Here is a 22,665-nt window from a genome sequence, read left to right as displayed (position 1 = left end):
CCTCAGTTCCCGGCCACAGCCGTCGCAGCGCCACTGTCCAGCAGCGCGGTGTCGTAATTTGCAATCAGTGCGCCCACGCTGGGTCCGATCATGTCGGTGATCAGCGAGGGATACACGCCCAGAAGCAGGGTCATGACCACCAGCGGTGCGAAAATCGCCCGCTCCCGGCGGCTCATGTCGGTAATCGACTTCAGGCTTTCTTTGATCAGGTCGCCCAAAACCACACGGCGGTAGAGCCAAAGCGCATAGGCGGCAGACAGGATCACACCGCTTGTCGCAACCAGCGCCACCCAAGTGTTGACTTGAAACACGCCCATGAGCGTCAGAAATTCCCCGACAAACCCGGAGGTCCCCGGAAGTCCTACATTGGCCATAGTAAACAGCATGAAAATCAGCGCGTATGCCGGCATCCGGTTCACGAGGCCGCCATAAGCATCGATGTCGCGTGTGTGCATTCGGTCATAGATCACGCCAACACACAGGAAGAGTGCTCCCGAGATGAAACCATGACTGATCATCTGGAAAATCGCCCCATCGATGCCCTGCTGGTTCACCGTGAAGATCCCCATCGTCACGTACCCCATATGCGCAACGGAGGAGTACGCGATCAGCTTCTTCATGTCCTGCTGCGCCAGAGCCACCAGCGAGGTGTAGACGATGGCGATCACGCTCAGCCACAGGATGAACGGCCCCAGAAGGTCGGAAGCAACCGGGAACATGGGCAAGCTGAACCGCAGGAAGCCGTAGCCGCCCATTTTCAACAGGATCGCCGCCAGCACGACAGAGCCCCCCGTGGGCGCCTGAACGTGCGCATCGGGCAGCCATGTGTGGACGGGCCACATCGGCATCTTCACGGCGAAGCTCGCAAAGAAAGCAAGCCACATAAGCGTTTGCATCCCGCCGATCACTTGGAAGCCCAGCACGCTCATCGTTTCGGACCCGAAGTTATGATCCAGAAGCGTTGGGATATCGGTAGTGCCCGCGTCGATATACATCGCAAGCATGGCGACCAGCATCAGGACGGACCCCAGCAGCGTATAGAGGAAAAACTTGAAGCTGGCGTAGATCCGCTCCTTCCCGCCCCAGATGCCGATGATCAGGAACATCGGGATCAGACCAGCCTCGAAGAACAGGTAGAACAGGACCATATCGAGGGCGCAAAACACCCCAATCATCAACGTCTCAAGCACCAGAAACGCGATCATGTAATCTTTGACGCGGTGGGTGACGTCCCAGCAGGACGCAATCACAAGCGGCATCAGGAACGTTGTCAGAAGCACAAACAGGACACTTATTCCGTCAACGCCCATCTTGTATTTCAGACCCAGAAGCCAGTCCCGCTCTTCCACGAACTGGAAGCCGGTGTTGGCCGGATCGAAGCCGGTGTAAAGGAAGATCGACACAAGGAACGTGGCCGAGGTCGCAATAAGCGCCAGCCATTTGGCATTGCGCTGTGCAGCTTCATCATCGCCCCGCAGAAACAGCGCCAGAATGAGCGCCGCAACCAACGGCATGAAGGTGATGATGGACAGAAGGCTTTCCATTATTCAGCACCTCCGCCAATCGCGAACCATGTGATCAACAAGACAATCCCCAGAACCATCGCAAAGGCATAGTGGAACATGAAGCCCGATTGCGCCCGACCGGCCAGACGGGTGAAGAACGGAATGATCCCCATGGCCAATCCATTGATACCGCCGTCAATTACGTTGCCATCACCGCGTTTCCACAGGAAGCTGCCAAGCCAGCGGGCGGGACGCACGAAAACTGCGTCGTAAAGCTCATCAAAATACCATTTGTTCAGCAGGAACTGGTAGAGCGGCCTTTGGTTCTCGGCCAGTTTACCCGGCAGGGATGGATTGCGGATGTAGAACAGCCACGCGGTGGCAAACCCGATCACCATCGCAATGAATGGCGACAGCTTTACCCACGTCGGAACGTGGTGGGCATCATCGAGCACCGTGTTGCTTTCGGCCATGAAGATCGCGCCATCACCGGGCGCCCCGATGACGCGACTGCCGTGATCGTCGCCACCTTCGCCCTCGGCGGCCCCGGCAGCGTAGGCTGCACCAAGTGGTTCCATCAGGGCGTAATTCTCGCCCGAGATGCCAAAGAATTTCTCCACGCTCTCGAAGGATCCGAAGAACGGCTTGTAGAATACCATCCCCGAGAATACCGCACCCACGGCAAGCACAGCCAGCGGCGCCAGCATCGTCCTGGGGCTTTCATGAGCATGCTCATGCGTGTGCTTGTCGCCCCGTGGGGTGCCGTAGAACGTCAGGAACATCAGTCGCCAGGAATAAAAGCTGGTGAACAGCGCCGAGATCACCAGCGCCCAAAACGCAAAGCCCATCGGCGTCGCAGCATACGCGCTTTCGATAATCGCATCTTTGGACACAAAGCCCGCGAAGCCGACCGGGAACCCAAGGTAAAGAAGCGGGATGCCGACGCCTGTGATGGCCAGCGTGCCGATCATCATGGCCCAGAAGGTGTAGGGGATCTTTTTGCGCAGACCGCCATAATTGCGCATATCCTGCTCGTGATGCATCGCGTGAATGACCGAGCCCGCGCCAAGAAAGAGCATCGCCTTGAAGAATGCGTGGGTCAGCAGGTGGAACATGGCCACCGAATAGACGCCCACACCCGCCGCTACGAACATATATCCCAGTTGGGAGCAGGTCGAATAGGCGATCACGCGTTTGATGTCGTTCTGGACCAGCCCGACGGTGGCCGCGAAAAAGGCGGTCGCAGCGCCTAGGAATACGATGAACCCCGTCGCGTAGGGTGCAAATTCCATGATCGGGGACATGCGGCAGACAAGGAAGACGCCCGCCGTCACCATGGTCGCCGCGTGGATCAGCGCGGATACAGGCGTCGGACCTTCCATCGCGTCGGGCAGCCATGTGTGTAGGATCAACTGAGCCGATTTCCCCATTGCCCCGATGAAGAGCAGGAAGGCCACAACCTCCGCCGCGTTCCACTCGCGCCACAGAAACGTCATTTGCGTCTCGGCAATCTCTGGTGCGGCTGCAAATATGTCGGACAGGTTGATCGAGTCTACGAGGAAGAACAGCGCGAAGATGCCCAGAAGGAAGCCGAAATCCCCGACACGGTTGACCACGAAAGCCTTGATGGCTGCAGCGTTCGCCGATGGTTTTCGGTAGTAAAAACCGATCAGAAGGTAGGATGCGACACCAACCCCTTCCCACCCGAAGAACATCTGAACAAGGTTGTCCGCTGTTACCAGCATCAACATCGTGAAGGTGAAGAAGCTGAGATACGCAAAGAAACGGGGCTTATAGACCTCCCCTTCGCGGAAGTTCTCGTCATGGGCCATGTAGCCGAAGCTGTAGAGATGCACGAGGCTGGAGACTGTGGTGATGACGATCAGCATAATCGCGGTCAGACGATCCATGCGGATGGCCCAGCTTGTGTCGAGCGTGCCCGATTGAATCCAGCGCATGATCTCGATCTGTTCAGTGGCACCGTCAAACGTCAGGAACACGATCCAGCTGAGAATGGCCGACAGGAACAAACCGGAGGTTGCGATGACGCAGGCGGCCTGTTCGCCAATCAGTTTCCACCCAAATCCGCAGATGAGCGCGCCAATGAGCGGGGCAAAGAGGATAATGCTTTCCATTGTGACTTAGCCCTTCATCACATTGACGTCTTCCACGGCGATGGTGCCGCGGTTCCGGAAGAAACAGACCAGAATGGCCAGCCCGATGGCCGCCTCCGCCGCCGCAACGGTCAGGACGAACAGGGTGAAGACCTGCCCCGCCAAATCGTTGAGAAAGCTGGAGAATGCGACAAAATTGATATTGACCGCCAAAAGCATCAATTCGATCGACATGAGAATGACGATCACATTCTTCCGGTTCACGAATATACCAAATATACCGATCACAAACAGCGCCGCAGCGACCGTGAGATAGTGTTCAAGTCCGATCATTGCACTGTCCCCCAGAGCCTACTTCTTCTTGCGCGTGAAAAAGCCAAAGGCTGCAAGCACCGAGATGGCAATCGCCACCATGATTGCGATGAAGTCTCCATCCGTCACAGCCCCTGCCCCGGTTTCACGTCTTTCAACTCCATCTGCTCGGCCGGGTCGCGATAAATCTGGCTGAGGATGTCCTGACGTTTGATGTCCTCGCGGTGGCGCAGGGTCAGAACGATGGCGCCGATCATGGCGACCAGCAGGATCAGGCCCGAGGCCTGAAAGAGATAGATATATTTGGTGTAAATCAGCTGTCCCAGAGCCGCGGTGTTCTGAGTGTCTTCCAGCGCCGGCGTGACTGCGTCGCGTAGATCCGCCACGTTTTCCGTGGATTGCCACGCGCCGAACACGAGCGCCAGCTCCATAAGCAGAACAACACCGATCAGGCCCGCGAGCGGCACGAACTTGGCCAATTCCCCGCGCAATTCGGCGAAATCAACGTCAAGCATCATAACAACGAACAAGAACAGGACGGCCACAGCGCCCACGTAGACGATAATGAGCAGCATCGCGACAAATTCGGCGCCAAGCAGAACGAACAGCCCGGCAGAACTTAGAAACGCCGCTATCAGCCAAAGCACGGAATGCACGGGATTTTTCGAAACGACCACCAAAAGGCCAGAGACCACGACCACTGTGGAAAACATGTAAAATGCGAAGTCCGCAAAGCCCATCAGTCGTCCCCCTCACTTGGCGCGTCCAACACTTCGGTCGCAAGCTCCATAGCCTTTGACATGGCTGGCACGCCACCAAACATCGCGGCCTGCGCGATGGTCTCGGCAATTTCCTGTTTCGTCGCGCCGGCCTCTATCAGATGACGCACGGTGATGCGGATCTGTGCTTCAGCCTGAGCACCAGTGATGGTCAACCCAGTTAGGGTCAACAGAAGGCGCGTCTTGGCGTCCAGCCCCTCGGGATTGAACGTCTTTCCCAGAAACTGCTCCATGAACTCGGCGGGCATGGTGGGCACCATCGCCTCAAAGCCTTTGGGCGTGAACGCCTCTAGCGCAGGGTTCATGGCCTTCGCCATGTCCTGCCCCATGCGCATCATGGCGTCGAACGGGTTGGCTGGATCGCTCATCTGTAGGGTGCATCCAATTCGAGGTTGCGGGCAATCTCGGCTTCCCAACGCTCGCCGTTTTCCAGCAGCTTTTCCTTGTCATAGTAAAGCTCTTCGCGGGTTTCAGTCGCGAATTCGAAGTTCGGACCTTCGACGATGGCGTCTACGGGACAGGCCTCCTGACAGAAACCGCAATAGATGCATTTGGTCATGTCGATATCGTAGCGCGTTGTTCGGCGGGAGCCGTCTGCACGCGGTTCTGCGTCAATCGTGATGGCCTGCGCCGGGCAAATGGCCTCGCACAGTTTGCAAGCGATGCAACGCTCTTCCCCGTTGGGATAGCGGCGCAAGGCATGCTCGCCCCGAAACCGCGGGCTGAGTGGTCCCTTTTCATGCGGGTAGTTTACCGTCGCCTTCGGGGCAAAGAAGTATTTGAACCCCAATTGGAAGCCCTTGAAGATATCCAAGAGCAGAAAATATTTCGCGCGACGTCCAATTGATACGGTCATATGCTTACCCCTTTGCCTTCAGCCTTGGGAGTGTCTTGCGCGGCTGTGTCCCAAAAGCGTTCGTAATCGCTTTGAAGAACAGAACCACTCGAAAGTGTTTCGTCAGTTTTTTCGACTTCGTAGTACAGGTACATGCGGCCTGTTGGTATCTTACCCTTCAACTTCAGCCTGCGCCCGGTTTCTGCGGCATCCGGAAAATTCAACGGATCTGCGCGACCCGGAATTTTGTGGATCCCCGCGCACATGTGGACGTTGGCGTGGCATTTCCTCTTCCAGAATGTCCAGACAAGCTCAGGCGAGAATTGGTACATCCCGTGGCCAACCCATCCGTTCATTCCGTTGGCGGACACGAACCTTCCGCCGGGTTTGAGCATATGAAATACGTTTTCTAACGCCTGCGGAACGTTGAAGACATGTTCGATCGTTCCGCCGTCGAAAATGAAACCAAACTGATTGTACAGGCTCTCTGGCACTGGCTGGTTCAAATCTTGTTCGATCGACGGACCTTCGAAGCTCGCATAGTCCATCGTCTCGATTTCACCCAAACCAAGTTCTGCGAAAAGCTTTTCCGAGAACCCATCATCCTGGACAAGGCCAAACCGTCGTTTTTCAAGTCCCGCTCGGCGCAAAGCCGCGTCGTAGCGACGCGCAAACTGACGCTCAATCCGAAAACTCTGACGACCTAGCATGAGGGACCTGCCCTCCGGCTGGAACCGGGTGGAAAGCTCCACGAGCTGTTGGAAGAGTGTGCAGTCCACCCCCATGCGCTCACACCCCTACAGCCCAACGGGCCCAGAAGCCCCCAAACACTTCGAATTTTGCGAGAAAAGCCACGATCACGACCCATGCCAGCGAAAACGGCAGGAACACTTTCCAGCCCAGACGCATCAATTGGTCGTAGCGGTAGCGCGGCACGATGGCTTTCACCATCGCAAAGAGGAAGAAGAACACTGCCATCTTACCAACCATCCAGAGCGGTCCGTCCGGCAGGAACGGGAACGGCGACAGCCAACCGCCAAAGAACAGCAATGTGATCAGTGCGCACATCAGGAAGATTGCGATGTACTCACCTGCCATGAAGAGCAGGAACGGAGTGGAAGAGTATTCCACCTGATAGCCAGCGACCAGTTCCGACTCCGCCTCCGGCAAATCAAAAGGAGGGCGGTTGGTTTCGGCCAACGCGCTTATAAAGAAGAGGAACACCATCGGAAGGTGGGGCAACCAATACCAGTTAAAGAGCCCCAGATCGCCGTCCTGCGCCCGCACGATGTCGCCAAAATTCAGCGACCCTGTGGATAAGACGACCCCAATGATGATCAAGCCGATGGAGACCTCGTAAGAGATCATCTGCGCGGCGGAGCGGAGCGACCCCAAAAACGGGTACTTCGAATTCGAGGCCCAGCCCCCCATGATCACGCCGTAAACCTCAAGCGAGCCAATGGCGAAGATATAGAGAATTGCCACGTTGATATCCGCTAGAACCCATGTGTCGGAAAAGGGGATCACAGCCCAGGAAATCATCGCCAGCACGAACGCCACCAGCGGCGCCAGCATAAACACCGTCTTGTCGGCCCCAGCGGGAATCACGATCTCTTTGACAACGTATTTCAGTGCGTCCGCGACGGTCTGCAGCAGCCCAAAGACACCGACCACGTTCGGGCCGCGACGCATCTGCACGGCGGCCCAGATCTTGCGGTCGCCATAGACCAGAAACAGCAGGCTGATCATCACAAAGGCGATCACGGCCAGACATTGCGCGACAATGATCAACGCGATCCCCGGTCCCGTTGTCAGAAATTCACCCATCAGTCACCTCTTGACCTGCTTGTATCGCGCCTGCGAACTGGCTTTCGTCTGCGGAAGACCGCACCGGGACAACGGTATCATCGGTGTCGGAAGGCAACGGGATCGCCTGATCCCGGCACTCTTTTACACGATCTTCGGCGACTATCGTCTTCAATCCCGGCGGCAGTTCTACCGAGATGGTGTAAATCGCATCTGCGCGCCAAACACCACCCTCTTTTAGCAGGTTTGTGCGGACATGACGCGCATATCCCCCACCTAAATCAAGGGCGTAGTCCGCAGCCACGCAACTGCTGTAGTCATTGATGTATTCGCGGGTCACCGGGGGTGCCACGGCGATCCTGATCTCAACAAGATCAGCGGCGATCTGCGATGCTCCAAGGAAGCTGTATTGCGCCGGTTCTGGCGGGGGGATGAGATCGCAGTCCTTTACGCAGACCTCGGCAGGCGAGGTGCAGGCACACACCATCGCCGCCGTGCATGACAAAACCCACCCGCGCATGGGGTGGTTACTCCGCCGCGATCGGTTCGGCCTGACGCACTTTCGCGTTGGCGCTCAACTCACCCATCAACGGACACGCCCTTGCAATCGGATTGGTCAGGTAGAAATCGGTGATCGCGTTGCGGAAATCTGCATTGCCCAGTTTGCCCGCTGGCACTGGCGTCCATTCGTTGTCCACGACCTCGTCGATCTGCGCGAGATGAGGGGCTTGTGCGATGAGCGCGTTGCGCAGTTCTGCCATGCTGTCGAAAGGCAGCGTAGCGTCCATTTCAGATGACAGCGCCCGCAGGATCGCCCAGTTTTCCTTGGCCTCACCCGGCGGGAAACTGGCGCGCAAGGCGAGCTGAGGGCGGCCTTCGGTGTTCACGAAGAGACCCTGCTCCTCGGTATAGGCGGCGCCCGGCAGGATGATGTCGGCGCGGTGCGCGCCTCGGTCCCCATGGGAGCCTTGATAAATCACGAAGGGCCCCTCGGCGATGTCGATCTCGTCCGCACCCAGATTGTAAATCACCTCGGCCTCGGCGACGGCGTCCATTCCGTGCTCGGTCGTACACCCGGCGTCCAGCGCGCCAACGCGTCCTGCGGCGGTGTGAAGCACCATGAATTTTGACTGCGCGGCCGCGGCCGCGGCCCTCGCGGTGCCCAGAACGGCGGCGCCGTCAGCCTCGGTCAGCGCACCTTGACCCACGATCATGACACCGGGGGTGCCGTGTTTGTCGCTGTGATCGGCCTCGGCCAACTTTGCCAGCGCAGCCCGATCCGTGCCAAGATGGATGTAATCGTAGCTTAAATCCTGCGGCTCACCGATCAGGGCCACTTTTGCGCCCTTTAGCCATGCCTTGCGAATACGGGCGTTCAGAACTGGAGCCTCGACGCGGGGGTTGGTACCGATCAACAGGATCATCTCGGCATCATCGATTTCCTCGATGGTGGCATTTCCGACGTATGCGGAACGGTTGTCCGCAGGCAACTTCGCGCCATCGGTTCGACACTCCACGCCACCGCCCTGTCCTTCGATCAGCTGCTTCAGCGCAAACGCCGCCTCAGCTGACGCCAGATCGCCCACAAGACCGGCAAGTTTCTTACCTTTCATCGCGGCAGCAGTTGCTTTCAAGGCCTCGTCCCAACCGGCTTTGCGCAATTTGCCGTTTTCACGAATGTAGGGCGTGTCCAGCCGCTGGCGGCGCAGGCCGTCCCAGACAAACCGGGTCTTATCGGAAATCCATTCCTCGTTCACGCCGTCATGGTTACGCGGCAGGAACCGCATCACTTCGCGACCTTTGGTATCTACCCGAATATTAGAGCCGAGCGCGTCCATCACATCGATGCTTTCGGTCTTGGTCAACTCCCATGGCCGGGCCGTGAAGGCATAGGGTTTTGAGACCAGTGCACCCACAGGACAAAGATCGATAATATTGCCTTGCAGGTTAGAACCCAGAGTTTGGCCCAGATAGGTGGTAATCTCGGCATCTTCGCCGCGGCCGGTCTGCCCCATCTGTGTGATGCCCGCGACCTCGGTCGTGAAGCGCACACAACGAGTGCAGGAAATACAGCGCGTCATGTGGGTTTCGACGAGTGGACCCAAATCCAGATCGGTCACGGCGCGTTTGGGTTCGCGATAGCGCGAAAAATCAACGCCATAGGCCATCGCCTGATCCTGCAGATCGCATTCACCGCCTTGGTCGCAAATCGGGCAATCCAGCGGATGGTTGATCAGCAGGAATTCCATCACCCCTTCACGGGCTTTCTTGACCATAGGAGAGTTCGTCTTAATCACCGGCGGCTGGCCCTCGGGACCGGGGCGCAAATCCTTGACCTGCATCGCACAGGAGGCGGCTGGTTTGGGCGGGCCGCCCACGACCTCGACCAGACACATGCGACAGTTACCAGCAATCGTCAGGCGTTCATGGTAGCAAAACCGCGGGATTTCGATGCCAGCTTCCTCACACGCCTGAATCAATGTCAGGCGCGGATCGACTTCGATTTCCGTGTCGTCGATGACGATTTTGCGCAGGTCAGCCATTTGAATCTCCACATCCGCAACGCGTTGGGGATGTGCTACATCAAGTTGCGCGGGGCCAAAACCCAATTGCGCAAAAAGCGGCAAAAAGTCCGGCTTTCAGGTGCCCTTAGGTCGCTTTCGACGCCTCGTAGGCCTCCAGCAGGTCAGTGACCTTCACACCGTTGATTGTCATTCCAGCAAGATTGGCGTCGTCGATGGAAACCCCAGCCATATTGACGTTGCGCAGCCTGGTATTTGACAGATTTACATCTTCGATATGGAGGTTCGACATATTGCTGGCAGTAACATTGCCGGAGGACAGGTTTACATCATGAAACGCTGTGTTCGACATGTTCACGTCTTCAAACCGGGCATTTGCGATGACCGCGCGCACCACTTCAAGCGTGTCCCGGGTGTCCTTGATCTTCGCCATATCAATCCGCTCTCAAATACTGACCCACCTTAGTTTCGTTCGAGATTTCAGCCTTGCCAACAGCACAGAAGGTCTCGGGCTTCTTAAAATCCGCGCCACGCGCTCTCAGATAGGCGCGCGCCGCTGATTTGATGCGCTTTTTCTCGGTATCGTTGTCGAGATAGGCATCTATCTCTGCGTCCGAATAGCCCAGTCCCTTGGCCCGCTGCTGCAAGGACAATGCAAACCCGAATGCCTTGATCCGGCGCGGCTCAATCGCGCTGCATTTGTCAGTCAGCATCTTGCCGATGGCAACGATCTTCAAACCGTTGTCGATGGTGGCGTCATCCTGCAGCCGCGTGCGGGCGTCTGCACTTGCCGTGGAGGCGACCAGTGCGGCCGCCAGAATCATTGCAAAGAGTTTCATGCCCCCACTTTCCGAACGCATGCCGTGTTATTCAATATCAGAAGATAAACTAGGGTGGATGGGCATGATTTTCACCCCATCGCATAGGTTTTGGCCGGTTTTTTACCGCGCCGTACACCGCCCGCGGAAGGTAAGCCCCCGGCTTTCCTGCGTGAACGCCCAGTCGTTTGTCGCAGGATCAATCTGCCAGTCCGCATCGGACGCACCGTAGGCAAACAGGCAATACTTCGTGGCCTCGAAGCGAACACTTTCGCGAACGGCATCCACACCCTCGCCCTCATTCTGGACGTTTACGAAAAACTCACGATCATCCTGCCCCGTCGACAATTTGGCCCGGAAAGGAATGATATTTTCGGTTTCGGCATTGCGCCCCGGGTTGCGGTTGAAAAGCCCACAGGAGGCCACCGAGAAAACCAGGCATAAAATCAGAAAAACCCGCACGACATACCCCATGAGACCGCAATTCCGCCTGCAGGTATTTCATGAAACACCTAGGCTGCCAAGTCAGGCTGCGGCGCTGTTACTCCACAAAAACGTTGCGCATCGCGATGTTATAAATGAAGCCTTCGTAATACTCTTCGAAGGTCAACACACCGTCCTCGTCCGTGTCGGCATATTGAGATGAGTTGACGATCCCGGTTTGATGTTCCTCAAGCGTCACAAGGCCGTCATTGTCCCGGTCAAATATGTCGAACACGATGGCAATGGAGGTCGTGAAGCGGGCATCCCGGCCTTGGAAAGTTGCCAATTCCCCGAAGCCGTACTTCCAATCCCGCATCTCCGCGAAGGTCGCGGATCCGTCACCGTCAGTGTCTACTGATGCAAAGGCTTCATCCGTCGCATTATTCAATTCCTCGAACGTGATGGTGCCGTCCGAGTTCACATCAATACCGCTGGCGAACTGCTCTGCTAAGGCGCGGCCTGCGCTGTGGGTTTCCATCTGCGCGACAGCACCCGAGGCGGGTAGGATCAGCGTGAGGACGGTTGTTATCAGACGCACGCTCATTCTGCAGCCACCGGCATGCGTTTGTGTTTGATCCTGTCTTCGATCTCGTCGCGGAAATGTCGGATCAGGCCTTGGATCGGCCATGCCGCAGCGTCGCCAAGCGCGCAAATAGTGTGACCCTCAACCTGCTTTGTCACATCCAGAAGCATGTCGATTTCGGCAGGATCTGCCTCGCCTTTCACCAACCGGTCCATAACGCGCATCATCCAGCCCGTGCCTTCCCGGCATGGCGTGCACTGGCCACAGCTTTCGTGCTTGTAGAATTTCGAAAGACGCCAGATCGCTTTGATGATGTCCGTGGACTGGTCCATGACGATCACCGCCGCTGTGCCGAGGCCCGACCGCTGCTCGCGCAGCCAGTCGAAATCCATGATCGCGTCTTCCTTCATGATCTTTCCGGGCAAACACGGAACGGAGGATCCGCCGGGGATCACCGCTTTCAGATTATCCCACCCGCCGCGGATGCCGCCACAATGCTTGTCGATCAATTCTTCAAAGCTGATGCTCATTGCTTCTTCTACGACGCACGGGTTGTTCACATGACCCGAGATCGCAAACAGCTTGGTGCCCGCATTGTTCGGCCGACCGAAGGACGAGAACCAGTCCCCCCCGCGCCGCAAGATCGTCGGCACGACCGCGATGGACTCAACGTTGTTCACCGTCGTCGGGCATCCGTAAAGACCTGCGCCCGCCGGAAACGGTGGCTTCATGCGGGGCATGCCCTTCTTGCCTTCCAGGCTTTCCAGAAGAGCGGTTTCCTCGCCGCAGATATAAGCGCCCGCGCCATGAACAAGATAGAGGTCGAAATCCCAGCCAGACTTTGCGGCATTCGGACCCAGAAGACCATCCTCGTAGCATTCGTCGATGGCGTTTTGCAGCACCTCTTTCTCGCGAATATACTCACCGCGGATGTAGATATAGCACGCGTTTGCGTTCATCGCGAAGGAGGCGATCAGGCAACCCTCGATCAGCGTGTGGGGATCATGGCACATGATCTCCCGGTCTTTGCAGGTGCCAGGCTCGGACTCGTCGGCATTCACCACCAGATAGGACGGACGCCCGTCACTCTCTTTTGGCATGAAAGACCATTTCAAACCCGTCGGGAACCCTGCCCCGCCGCGGCCGCGCAGGCCGGAGGCTTTCATTTCCTCAACGATTTGGTCACGGCCCCGCTTGATCAGGTCAGCGGTGCCGTCCCAGTGGCCCCGCGCCTTCGCCCCCTTCAGCGAGCGGTCGTGCATTCCATACAGATTCGTGAAAATCCGGTCCTTATCAGCGAGCATCTTCTGCGTTCCTCATTGGCCCTGACGATTGCGCCAGAGATCAAATACCATCCATAGGCCCCAGCCAAATCCGGCCAGAGCGAAAAGGTCAAAAAGCGCCCGCATCCGGTGCGACAGGTTCAGTGCTTCTCCGGCCCAGATCGCTATGATCCAGAAAACACCCACACCGGCCAGAAACAACGCGACACGACGTCCGGCCCGTGCCTGCTGATCCTCTTTATCTGATGCCATAGGGATGCTTACCCATGCCTACGCGTCGTAGACACCGCCTTTCTTAACCTTCTTCGAAAACTCTGTTTCTTCACCGGCCGCCAGTTTTTGCGCCTGGTCTACCCAATTGTCGCGGGCCACGCGACCTTTGAACTTTGGCATGTTTGCATCGACCCAGTCGGCTTCGTCCTGAGACCAACTACCCACCTGATCGAAGTGGTAGATGCCCATATCGTTCAGCATGGTTTCCAGCTGCGGACCGACACCCTTGATCTGCTTGAGATCGTCGGCGCCGCCATCTCGCGGTGCGCTCAGAAGTTCCGGTTTGGTCCCGACATCCGCGCTGTCCGCTTCGGGCGCTTTCTTGGGGGCGGACTTTTTCTCGGCTGCAGGCTTGGCCTTGGCCGGAGCTTTTGCCTTAGCTGATACTGCCTCGCCTTCGTATTTCCATTCGCCCTTGCGCTCGGCCAATTCCTCTTCACCGGCGAGCTTCGCCGATGGCTTGATGTCGCTTGACGCGGGCGCCGCGGCCACCCGCGCGTCGGCACCGTTCTTCGCAGCTGCCGGAGCGGGCTTTTCGACAGGCTCAGGCGCAGGATCCGCTTTCGGCGGGTCCGCCTTCGGGGGATCGGCTTTTGGAACATCTGCCGCAGGTACGCTTGATGTCCCAAGGGCTAACTCAGCGGATGACACAACGCCTTTTTCCCCTGCCCCTGCTGGCACCGGCTTTGGGCTGGTCCGCGTCGCGTCTTCAACGGGCGACGTGACCTCAACTTGGTTTGGCCCGGGAAGGCCCTTGCAGAACACGATACTCAGGAACAATCCGGCGATCACGAAGGCCATGCCGCCCAACGCCACTGCGGCAACAAAGCTGAAACCGGCCAAAACCATCAACAACGCTGCGACGAGCGCACCCCCAAGTGCAGCAATCAGCCAACAACCGATAACGCAGGTCAATCCTCCGGAGTTCTGGTTCATGGATAAGTCCCCCTATTTCTATGTGGTCCTAGTAGACACCGCCTTTTTCGACGCGGCTTGAAAATTCCGTAGTCCCACCCTTAGCAAGGATTTTCGCCTGTTTCACCCATTCATCGCGCGAGACGCGCCCTTTGAAGCCTTCGAGGTTCTGATCGACCCACGCAACCTCCTGATCGGACCAGCTTGCAATCTGGTCAAAGTGGTAAACGCCCAGCTCATGCAACAGCGTTTCCAGCTTGGGTCCGACGCCCTTTACTTGCTTAAGATCATCGGGACCACCATCGCGGGCCGCGCTCAGCAATTCGGGCTTTTCACCCGGTCCTTCGACCGCCGGAGCCTTGGTCTTTGCGCGTGCGGGATCCGGCGCTTCGATGACCTCATCCGGAACGCCCTTATTGGTCGCGTCCGAATTTGACGTCACGGCCTGATTCTGCGCACGCCGTCCCGTTCCGTTGCCCGCGTCTGCATCAGTTGGCCGCGCGGCCTGCTTATCCTTAACCTCATCTTCGGAGAGGGGAACGGCCCGTGCCTCGGCCTTCGCTTTCGTTTCTTTTTTCTTCGAAACGGTGCCGTCCGGCCGGATCCAAGGTGCGACAAGCGGTACTTCGGTGCCGTCGATACGCTTGATCGTGTCACCAATTTCGGTGGCCAACGCGACAGAGGCATTGGCCGCCATCTTGTTCGCTTCGTGATCCTTGAGCGACGTCAGCCCACTTGCGGGTTCAGCCGCATAACGACCGGTTTGCGATCCCGGTGTTGGAACCTCACCCTTCGCCATGCGGTCGATCAGATCGCCCATGCTGTCGGCGGTCAGGTCTTCGTAATAATCCTTGCCGATCTGGGCCATCGGTGCGTTTGCGCAAGCCCCCAGACACTCAACCTCTTCCCAGCTGAACTTGCCATCGTCCGAAATCTGATGGGGGTTCGCTGCGATTTTTTCCTTGCAGACAGCGACCAGATCTTCTGCGCCGCAGATCATGCAAGATGTCGTGCCACACACCTGAATATGGGCCACACTACCCACAGGCTGCAGTTGGAACATGAAATAGAATGTCGCCACTTCCAGCGCGCGGATATAGGCAAGGTCGAGCATCGCAGCCACGGCCTCAATTGCCGGACGGGAAAGCCATCCCTCCTGCTCCTGAGCGCGCCACAAAAGCGGAATGATCGCAGAGGCCTGACGCCCCTCGGGATACTTCTTGATCTGCGCTTCGGCCCATTTTTGGTTGTCAGGGGTGAAGGCAAAGGTTTCGGGCTGTTCAGCGTGGAGACGGCGAAGCATTCTTAATTTACATCCTTCATCTGATTGAAGGTTTCCAATTGATCGAAAGAGGTTTTGCAAATCAAACGGATTTGCGCATGATCTTCAGTAAGATCAGTCCCCCTGTAACAAGCGTTGACCAAGCATATCTCGCGGTCATCGTCGTCAAACAGGCAATTCGTATCGGGCCGTTTGCGATCCGCGAATGTTACTTTTCGGAGCTGAACCACAGCGGCTGCCGAAACCCGCCCCTGACTGACACACTCCAAAGATCCGAAGCTGCTCACCTGTCAATCTCCCCGAACACGACGTCCATCGTGCCGATGATTGCGCTGACGTCCGCCAGTTGGTGGCCTTTGCACATATAGTCCATGGCTTGCAGGTGCAGGAACCCGGGCGCACGCAGCTTGGCGCGGTAAGGTTTATTGGTGCCATCCGCCACAAGGTACACACCGAATTCGCCCTTAGGCGCTTCGACCGCCGCGTAGACCTCGCCCGCGGGCACGTGGAAGCCTTCAGTGTAAAGCTTGAAGTGGTGGATTAATGCCTCCATCGAGGTCTTCATCTCGCCGCGTGTGGGTGGGGTCATCTTGCCGCGCGCCATGATATCGCCGGGACACTCGCGCAGCTTTGCGATTGCCTGTTTGATGATGGACACGGATTGGCGCATCTCTTCCATACGCACAAGATAACGGTCGAAACAGTCGCCGTTTTTGCCGACGGGGATTTGGAAATCGAACTCGTCGTAGCATTCATACGGCTGCGAGCGACGCAGATCCCACGCCATGCCAGACCCGCGCACCATAACACCAGAAAAGCCCCATTCCAGTGCCTCGTCCTCGGTGATGATACCGATATCGGCGTTGCGCTGTTTGAAGATGCGATTGTCGCTCAACAGCCCATCAATATCGTCCATGACGTTCGGGAAAGTCTCACACCATGCTTCGATGTCGTTCAGCAAATCATCGGGCAGATCCTGATGGACACCACCGGGCCGGAAATAGGCCGCGTGGAGCCGTGCACCACAGGCGCGTTCGTAGAACACCATCAACTTTTCGCGTTCTTCGAAGCCCCAAAGCGGCGGCGTCAACGCACCTACGTCCATCGCCTGCGTGGTGACGTTCAAAAGGTGGTTCAGAACGCGCCCGATCTCGGAATAGAGCACCCGGATCAGGGAAGCCCGGCGCGGCACCTCGGTCTTGGTCAGCTTTTCAATGGCCAAACACCAGGCGTGTTCCTGGTTCATCGGGCTCACGTAATCGAGCCGGTCAAAGTACGGCAGGTTCTGCAGATATGTCCGGCTTTCCATGAGCTTTTCGGTGCCGCGGTGCAAAAGCCCGATATGTGGGTCACAACGTTCCACAATCTCGCCATCCAGCTCCAACACCAACCGCAAGACCCCGTGGGCCGCCGGGTGCTGGGGCCCGAAGTTGATGTTGAAGTTGCGGATCTTCTGCTCGCCCGTCAGGGCATCGTCGAATTTGGAGCCGTCCATCATGCGCGTTCTCCGTGTGTAAAGGCGTGTCCCCAAGTCGGTGGCACATCGGCCCCGAACCTTTGGTGCACAAATTCATAGACCGGCGCGAGCGCGGCTTTTGCCCGCCTCGCCTGATCTGCGGAAGGTTTGAGCCCCGGCCTGCGGCTGACATTCACGTGGTACGCCGGATCAGCCGAAACAGTCTCAATTCCAAGAAAGTCGGTGATTTTGCGAAGGGCCTGATCGGAAAAGAGTGTCTCATAGAACAGGTAGAGGATCCGCTGTTGCGGCACTGCGGCCTCCAACGCGCCAATCGTCCTGTCGTAGCGGGACCGCATCGCGTTAACGGCTTGAGGATCGGCGATCTCAAACTCAAGGCGGTCAAAGACCTCTGCATCGGACACCGTGCCAGCCTTCAGTCTTTTCCGGAATTTGTGGAGAACACCGGACCAAAGCCGGGCGACCGGGTCCCGCATGATAAACAGGAAACAATTCCCGTGATGAACCTCGGCCATCTGACGGAAATCCTCGGTGTCGAGAAGCGAGTAGTTCGGGGTCAGTTCCCCTGCCACAGGCTGTCCACGATATCCCATCATCACGAAATCACCATAGGTCGCTGGACCAGACGGGGTACCAGCTGACTTGAGCATCCGGTCAAACGCCCTGACATGGCGAAACCGCCTGACAGCTGCCGGAAGATCACGAGGGTGACGCGTCACGGCCCGGTAAAGGCGTCCGCGCGCCGCATCCTGCAGCCGATCAGCGACTTTGAATGCAAAGCGGTCATCGCGATCAATCCGCGCGTCCCAGAACCGTACTTCCTTGACGGGCGGCAGATGACAGTCCGGATGACGGCTGAGCATTTCATGCAGCCAGGTTGTCCCCGCCTTCTGGGCGCCAATACAGATGAAAAACTTCCGAAGCCCCGGATACCTGCTGCCCGGTACAAGCGGGACGCCTGTGCGCGGGGCAGAATTTTCCGGGGGCGCTGCGATCATTTCGCCGCGTCCTTCTCTTCACCTTTTTCATCGCCTGGCAGAATGTAGTTCGCGCCCTCCCAAGGGCTCATGAAATCGAACTGACGATATTCCTGAACCAGTTTTACCGGCTCATAAACCACGCGCTTTTGCTCTTCATCGTAGCGCACCTCGACGTAGCCGGTGGTGGGAAAGTCCTTGCGCAGTGGATAGCCGCGAAAGCCGTAGTCGGTGAGGATGCGGCGCAGATCCGGATGACCAGAAAAGAGAATGCCGAACATATCGAAAATCTCACGCTCGAACCAGTTGGCTGCCGGATAAACCTCGGTAATGGAGGGCACAGTGTCCTCTTCCCGGATGGCCAGCTTCACGCGGATCCGATGGTTCTGATACATCGACAAGTAGTGGTAAACCACGTCGAACCGTTTGTCGCGGGTTGGATTGTCAACGGCTGTGATGTCGATCAGCGTGGAAAACCGGCAGTTCCGGTCTGTCTTGAGAAATTCGGTGAATGCTAGAAGCGAGGCGGGCGCAATGTTGACAGTAAGTTCCTCGTGGAGGATCTCAGTCGACAGCACGCAATCGGGTCGCTTCACTTCGATATGGGCAGCCAGTTCTTCGAGGGCTTCGGTCATATCAGACCTCCTTCACACGCACGGCTCATCTGACGATGGTTCCCGTGCGGCGGATTTTGCGTTGAAGCTGCAGGATGCCATACAACAACGCCTCTGCCGTCGGCGGACAGCCCGGCACGTAGAGGTCAACCGGCACGATCCGGTCGCAGCCTCGCACCACCGAATAGCTGTAGTGGTAATATCCGCCCCCGTTGGCGCAGGACCCCATCGAGATCACATAGCGCGGCTCTGGCATCTGATCATAGACCTTGCGCAAGGCGGGTGCCATCTTGTTGGTCAGTGTGCCAGCCACGATCATCAGGTCGGATTGGCGAGGAGAGGCCCGCGGTGCCGTTCCAAACCGTTCCAGATCATAGCGCGGCATGGAGGTGTGCATCATCTCCACCGCGCAACAGGCCAAGCCGAATGTCATCCAGTGCAGCGATCCGGTGCGCGCCCAATTGATGATGTCTTCGGTTGAGGTGACAAGAAAACCCTTGTCCTGCAATTCCTTGTTCAGGGCCTGCGTGGCAACTTCTTTGTCGACACTGGCGGTGTTGGCGCCTGCCATCACTCCCATTCGAGCGCTCCTTTTTTCCATTCGTAGGCGAAGCCGATGGTCAGGACGGCGAGGAACACCATCATCGACCAGAAGCCCAACATGCCCACGTCCTTGAATGCCACGGCCCACGGGAAGAGAAACGCGACCTCAAGGTCAAAAATGATGAACAGGATCGAGACAAGATAGAACCGCACGTCGAACTTCATCCGGGCGTCGTCAAATGCGTTGAAGCCGCACTCATAGGCCGACACTTTCTCCGGATCGGGGTTCTGCACGGCAACCACAGCGGCCGCTAAAATCAGAACCAGCCCTAGCCCTATGGCCAAGCCCAGAAATATCAAAATGGGCAGGTAGTCGCGCAGAAGATCTTCCACGTCCGTCTCCTTCGTTCGGGCCGCCTCCCGGTTTGCGGCATCAGGTTGCGCGATGTTTACGCCTGCCCTCTGATACGGTCAACCAACGGCAACGACCACATGCATCTTATTTAGGGGGATTTTCGGGATAACTGCCCTTTGTATCAGGGATCAGGCGATCTGTCGCAGGCGTTTGCCCGGTCGGCATCCGGGTCACAGGAAAAATGAGACACTGTGCGCGCGGAACAAACGATCTAGTTTTTGTGTTCTTCCGTGTTTAGGCCGTCCCGGATGTATTCGGGGGTCCACACTATGTGAGGTCATGTGTGACTGATACCACCCAGACGCCAGAGGATCCCGACGAGGGTCCACCACCAGATCACAAGTATTCCAGCGCCATCCGGTTTCTCGCCTCCTGCCGCGCTTCGCTGATCCGGGTTCATCCGGCGAGACTCCTGTTGTTTGGGTACTTGTCTTACATGTTGATTGGCTGGTTCTTTCTGGCGCTCCCATGGGCGCAGGAGGTGCCGGTGGCCGCACTAGACAGCCTGTTCATTTCGACCTCCGCCGTGTCGACCACCGGACTCGTGTCGGTCGATCCGGGGACATCCTTCACCTTTTTCGGCGAACTGGTCATCATCATCCTGATCCAGATCGGCGGTCTGGGGTACATGACGATCGGCTCTTTCGCGGTACTGGCGCTGCAGCAAAAATTGGGCCGGATGCGGGAAAAAACGGTCAAGGCCGCGTTCAACCTGCCGAACGATATCTCACCTGCGATGTTCCTGCGCTCCGTGATCGTTTTCACTTTCGGGTGTGAGATCGTCGGCGCCGCTGCGCTCTACCCGATGTTCGTCGAGGCCGGCGTAGACAACGCGATGTGGAGCGCGATTTTCCATTCAATTTCAGCCTTTTGTACGGCAGGCTTTAGCCTCAACAGCAATTCATTCGAGAGCTTCTCCGGCAATTTTGGCGTGAATATCGTGATCTCGGCCTTATCCCTGCTGGGTGCCATGGGTTTCCTGATCATCGTTGACACGTGGCGCACGATGCTGGGCCGTTCGCGGCATCTGGGCTTCACAAGCAAGGTGATCTTTCGCATCACGGCGCTGTTCCTTTTGTTTGGCACATTGGTGATGTTCATCGCCGAACCGGGTATCGCTGCGCTGCCAAACAGTGAGCGGTTGATGGTGGCTTTCTTCCAAACGATGACCGCGACGACCACGGTGGGGTTCAACACCTACCCGATTGGTGAGGTCATTCCGGCGGTGCTGATGGTGATCTTCTTTCTCATGGTCATCGGTGCGTCCCCTGCCGGAACGGGCGGTGGCATCAAGACGACGTCCTTCGCCGCCCTGATCGGGTTGGTGCGCTCGACCTTGAAGGGACGCGAGCGGGTGCGATTTTTCAAACGTCAGGTGCCGCTCGACAAACTTCAGACCGCGACTGCCTTGCTGACCTACTACTGCGGTCTCCTGATGGTCGCGATGTTCTGTCTCTTGCTGACCGAACCCGGCGCGGCCTTCGAGGTTATCATGTTCGAGGCAATCTCGGCCATGGGCACGGTCGGTCTGAGCATGGGGATCACCGGCGATCTGAGCGATCTGGGCAAACTGGTCGTGATCGCTTTAATGACCGCCGGCCGCGTCGGTATTCTGACCTTTGGCATAGCGCTGGCCGCGCATGACGAAACGCGGGAGGAGGAAGAGGATAACCAACTGATCATGTGATCCACATGCGGTCGGCAAAAAATTGCATTGTTCCTAATTTTGTGCTAACGGTGGCATATTGTTGCCTACTGTTTCTTTGTGTTTTTTGAGGTTCATTATGTACCGGTTTGGTATTCGTATCGCGGCTTTTGCCCTGACCAGCGTGACCGTCGTCCTCGGCGGGTCTACTCAAGCGTCCACCCCCAACTCCGACACTCTTCGCACGGAAAAGGCGTCCTTGACCGAAAGGCTTGACGCCGCTCGATCGGCGACTGGTGTGACCCCAAAAGAAGTACCGGGACCGTTGGCGCAGTGGCGAAACTGGAGCAATTGGAACAACTGGTCGAATTGGCGAAACTGGCCAAACTGGTAGGTCGCAGACCGATGCCCGGTCTGGCCGACATCCAACTTCTTGTTCTTCAGCCCACCCCTTTCTGCAACCTCAATTGCACATACTGCTATCTGCCGGACCGGTCCCTGAAGGCGCAGATGACACCCGAGACGCTGACTGCGGTGGGTCGCAGCATCGTGGCCAGCCCCTTCTTTCGCGAGGACAGCACCGTCGTCTGGCACGCGGGGGAACCTTTGGTGTTGCCCCCGGACTGGTACGCTGACGCCATCGCGCAACTGGAGGCCGCATCTGGCCGCAAGATCAAGCGCCAGTCCTTTCAGACCAATGCAACCCTGATCGACAACAATTGGATCACCTATTTCCGCAAGCCGGGCGTTTCCGTGGGTGTCAGTCTTGATGGGCCCGCCTTTCTCAATGACCAATGGCGTGTCGGACGTGGCGGACAGGGCACCTACGACAAAGCGATGGACGGCATCGCGCGGCTGAGGTTCGAAAACATCCCGTTTCATATCATCGCCGTTGTCAGTGCGGCCTCGCTCGCCCACCCTGAGGAAATTGCGGATGCTCTTGTCGCCACAGGGGCTTACTCGATCGGCCTGAATGTTGAAGAGATCGAAGGCATCAACACAAGTTCCAGCCTTCTTGGGAAGATTACAGTAAGCCAATACAGCGATTTCCTGATCCGGTTTGTGGATCGAGTTGAAACGCACCAAAATCCCCCGCGTCTGCGCGAACTAGATCAGTTGATGCAGGTTTTGAAAACACGCCCCGACCGGACGCCTCGTCGCAATCAGGAAAACACTGCGGGCGCAATTATCTCGGTCGTGGTTGGAGGTGAGATATCGACATTCTCGCCCGAGCTTTTGGGCACGCCTGCCCCCGACCACGGTGGGTTCAGTTTTGGTAACGTCCATGGCCTTCGCGATCTGGGGCAAATCTATTTCGATAGTCAGTTTCTGAGAACGCTGCGCCAGATTTCTGCAGGCATCACGGCCTGTCAAAAGAGTTGCGCCCATTTTGATCTATGCGGCGGTGGGGCACCCGCCAACAAATTGGGTGAGCACGGACGGTTCGATGTCGCCGAAACCGCCCATTGCCGCCTGAGTATCAAGACGAGTTTTGACGCGCTGTTGTCCCGGATTGAAGCAACCGCGCCGGTAGGAGAGTGAGT

General features: G+C 57.4%; 26 protein-coding genes. 2 read left to right on the top strand and 24 right to left on the bottom strand.

Going from position 1 to position 22,665, the window contains the following annotated elements:
• Positions 1 to 2 precede the first annotated feature (2 nt).
• The 24 genes from KIN_RS14345 to KIN_RS14230 form a co-directional block, all read right to left on the bottom strand.
• Complete coding sequence (locus KIN_RS14345; RefSeq protein WP_159808285.1) at positions 3 to 1,544, bottom strand: NADH-quinone oxidoreductase subunit M; 1,542 nt, start codon at positions 1,542 to 1,544, stop codon at positions 3 to 5.
• The gene (gene nuoL, locus KIN_RS14340) at positions 1,544 to 3,640 is read right to left on the bottom strand and encodes an NADH-quinone oxidoreductase subunit L (RefSeq protein WP_159808283.1); all 2,097 of its coding nucleotides are present in this window, start codon (positions 3,638 to 3,640) and stop codon (positions 1,544 to 1,546) included. The genes KIN_RS14345 and nuoL overlap by 1 nt, the downstream gene beginning before the upstream one ends.
• Before the next feature lie 6 nt (positions 3,641 to 3,646).
• Positions 3,647 to 3,952, bottom strand: a complete 306-nt coding sequence (gene nuoK, locus KIN_RS14335) for an NADH-quinone oxidoreductase subunit NuoK (protein ID WP_159808281.1) — start codon at positions 3,950 to 3,952, stop codon at positions 3,647 to 3,649.
• A gap of 18 nt (positions 3,953 to 3,970) precedes the next feature.
• Positions 3,971 to 4,060: an LPXTG cell wall anchor domain-containing protein gene (locus KIN_RS14330; protein ID WP_159808279.1), complete on the bottom strand. Its 90-nt coding sequence runs from the start codon at positions 4,058 to 4,060 to the stop codon at positions 3,971 to 3,973.
• Entirely contained in the window at positions 4,057 to 4,671 is a 615-nt protein-coding gene (locus KIN_RS14325) for an NADH-quinone oxidoreductase subunit J (protein WP_159808277.1), read from the bottom strand. The genes KIN_RS14330 and KIN_RS14325 overlap by 4 nt, the downstream gene beginning before the upstream one ends.
• Positions 4,671 to 5,078 carry a carboxymuconolactone decarboxylase family protein gene (locus KIN_RS14320; protein ID WP_159808275.1) on the bottom strand — a complete coding sequence of 136 codons (408 nt, stop codon included), beginning with the start codon at positions 5,076 to 5,078 and terminating at the stop codon, positions 4,671 to 4,673. The genes KIN_RS14325 and KIN_RS14320 overlap by 1 nt, the downstream gene beginning before the upstream one ends.
• The gene (nuoI, locus tag KIN_RS14315) at positions 5,075 to 5,566 is read right to left on the bottom strand and encodes an NADH-quinone oxidoreductase subunit NuoI (protein ID WP_159808273.1); all 492 of its coding nucleotides are present in this window, start codon (positions 5,564 to 5,566) and stop codon (positions 5,075 to 5,077) included. Before nuoI ends, KIN_RS14320 begins: the two co-directional genes overlap by 4 nt.
• The gene (locus KIN_RS14310; protein WP_159808271.1) at positions 5,563 to 6,255 is read right to left on the bottom strand and encodes a class I SAM-dependent methyltransferase; all 693 of its coding nucleotides are present in this window, start codon (positions 6,253 to 6,255) and stop codon (positions 5,563 to 5,565) included. Before KIN_RS14310 ends, nuoI begins: the two co-directional genes overlap by 4 nt.
• A gap of 79 nt (positions 6,256 to 6,334) precedes the next feature.
• Entirely contained in the window at positions 6,335 to 7,372 is a 1,038-nt protein-coding gene (gene nuoH, locus KIN_RS14305) for an NADH-quinone oxidoreductase subunit NuoH (protein WP_159808269.1), read from the bottom strand.
• On the bottom strand, positions 7,365 to 7,871 hold the full coding sequence (locus tag KIN_RS14300) for a YNQ4 family lipoprotein (protein ID WP_159808267.1): 507 nt from the start codon (positions 7,869 to 7,871) through the stop codon (positions 7,365 to 7,367). The genes nuoH and KIN_RS14300 overlap by 8 nt, the downstream gene beginning before the upstream one ends.
• A gap of 7 nt (positions 7,872 to 7,878) precedes the next feature.
• Positions 7,879 to 9,894: an NADH-quinone oxidoreductase subunit NuoG gene (gene nuoG, locus KIN_RS14295; RefSeq protein WP_159808265.1), complete on the bottom strand. Its 2,016-nt coding sequence runs from the start codon at positions 9,892 to 9,894 to the stop codon at positions 7,879 to 7,881.
• Between the two features lie 106 nt (positions 9,895 to 10,000).
• The gene (locus tag KIN_RS14290; RefSeq protein ID WP_159808263.1) at positions 10,001 to 10,306 is read right to left on the bottom strand and encodes a pentapeptide repeat-containing protein; all 306 of its coding nucleotides are present in this window, start codon (positions 10,304 to 10,306) and stop codon (positions 10,001 to 10,003) included.
• Position 10,307: 1 nt separating this feature from the next.
• Positions 10,308 to 10,712 (bottom strand): DUF5333 domain-containing protein, encoded by a 405-nt coding sequence (locus KIN_RS14285; RefSeq protein ID WP_159808261.1) that lies wholly within the window; start codon positions 10,710 to 10,712, stop codon positions 10,308 to 10,310.
• Between the two features lie 102 nt (positions 10,713 to 10,814).
• Entirely contained in the window at positions 10,815 to 11,165 is a 351-nt protein-coding gene (locus tag KIN_RS14280) for a hypothetical protein (protein ID WP_159808259.1), read from the bottom strand.
• A 67-nt stretch (positions 11,166 to 11,232) separates the two neighbouring features.
• Entirely contained in the window at positions 11,233 to 11,718 is a 486-nt protein-coding gene (locus tag KIN_RS14275; protein WP_159808257.1) for an EF-hand domain-containing protein, read from the bottom strand.
• Positions 11,715 to 13,001, bottom strand: a complete 1,287-nt coding sequence (nuoF, locus tag KIN_RS14270) for an NADH-quinone oxidoreductase subunit NuoF (protein ID WP_159808255.1) — start codon at positions 12,999 to 13,001, stop codon at positions 11,715 to 11,717. The genes KIN_RS14275 and nuoF overlap by 4 nt, the downstream gene beginning before the upstream one ends.
• Positions 13,002 to 13,013: 12 nt before the next feature.
• Entirely contained in the window at positions 13,014 to 13,232 is a 219-nt protein-coding gene (locus tag KIN_RS14265) for a DUF5337 domain-containing protein (RefSeq protein WP_159808253.1), read from the bottom strand.
• An 18-nt stretch (positions 13,233 to 13,250) separates the two neighbouring features.
• Positions 13,251 to 14,189, bottom strand: a complete 939-nt coding sequence (locus KIN_RS14260; protein ID WP_159808251.1) for a helix-hairpin-helix domain-containing protein — start codon at positions 14,187 to 14,189, stop codon at positions 13,251 to 13,253.
• Between the two features lie 28 nt (positions 14,190 to 14,217).
• Positions 14,218 to 15,471 carry an NADH-quinone oxidoreductase subunit E gene (locus KIN_RS14255; RefSeq protein WP_159808249.1) on the bottom strand — a complete coding sequence of 418 codons (1,254 nt, stop codon included), beginning with the start codon at positions 15,469 to 15,471 and terminating at the stop codon, positions 14,218 to 14,220.
• Positions 15,472 to 15,733: 262 nt separating this feature from the next.
• The gene (locus tag KIN_RS14250; protein WP_159808906.1) at positions 15,734 to 16,945 is read right to left on the bottom strand and encodes an NADH-quinone oxidoreductase subunit D; all 1,212 of its coding nucleotides are present in this window, start codon (positions 16,943 to 16,945) and stop codon (positions 15,734 to 15,736) included.
• Entirely contained in the window at positions 16,945 to 17,925 is a 981-nt protein-coding gene (locus tag KIN_RS14245; protein ID WP_159808247.1) for a sulfotransferase, read from the bottom strand. The genes KIN_RS14250 and KIN_RS14245 overlap by 1 nt, the downstream gene beginning before the upstream one ends.
• On the bottom strand, positions 17,922 to 18,539 hold the full coding sequence (locus KIN_RS14240) for an NADH-quinone oxidoreductase subunit C (protein ID WP_159808245.1): 618 nt from the start codon (positions 18,537 to 18,539) through the stop codon (positions 17,922 to 17,924). Before KIN_RS14240 ends, KIN_RS14245 begins: the two co-directional genes overlap by 4 nt.
• 25 nt (positions 18,540 to 18,564) lie before the next feature.
• Entirely contained in the window at positions 18,565 to 19,089 is a 525-nt protein-coding gene (locus KIN_RS14235; RefSeq protein WP_159808904.1) for a NuoB/complex I 20 kDa subunit family protein, read from the bottom strand.
• Positions 19,089 to 19,454: an NADH-quinone oxidoreductase subunit A gene (locus KIN_RS14230; protein ID WP_159808243.1), complete on the bottom strand. Its 366-nt coding sequence runs from the start codon at positions 19,452 to 19,454 to the stop codon at positions 19,089 to 19,091. Before KIN_RS14230 ends, KIN_RS14235 begins: the two co-directional genes overlap by 1 nt.
• Before the next feature lie 305 nt (positions 19,455 to 19,759).
• Here KIN_RS14230 and KIN_RS14225 point away from each other — a divergent pair, with 305 nt between their 5' ends.
• Together KIN_RS14225 and grrM are read left to right on the top strand one after the other, a co-directional pair.
• Positions 19,760 to 21,163, top strand: coding sequence for a TrkH family potassium uptake protein (locus KIN_RS14225; RefSeq protein ID WP_159808241.1), 1,404 nt, complete (start codon positions 19,760 to 19,762; stop codon positions 21,161 to 21,163).
• 291 nt (positions 21,164 to 21,454) lie between these two features.
• Complete coding sequence (grrM, locus tag KIN_RS14220; RefSeq protein WP_159808239.1) at positions 21,455 to 22,663, top strand: cyclophane-forming radical SAM/SPASM peptide maturase GrrM/OscB; 1,209 nt, start codon at positions 21,455 to 21,457, stop codon at positions 22,661 to 22,663.
• Positions 22,664 to 22,665: the final 2 nt, after the last annotated feature.

It is taken from the genome of Litoreibacter roseus (assembly GCF_009811795.1).
Lineage (GTDB): Bacteria > Pseudomonadota > Alphaproteobacteria > Rhodobacterales > Rhodobacteraceae > Litoreibacter > Litoreibacter roseus.
Note: the sequence above shows the minus strand (reverse complement) of the source record. Positions and strands in the feature narration are given on the sequence as shown.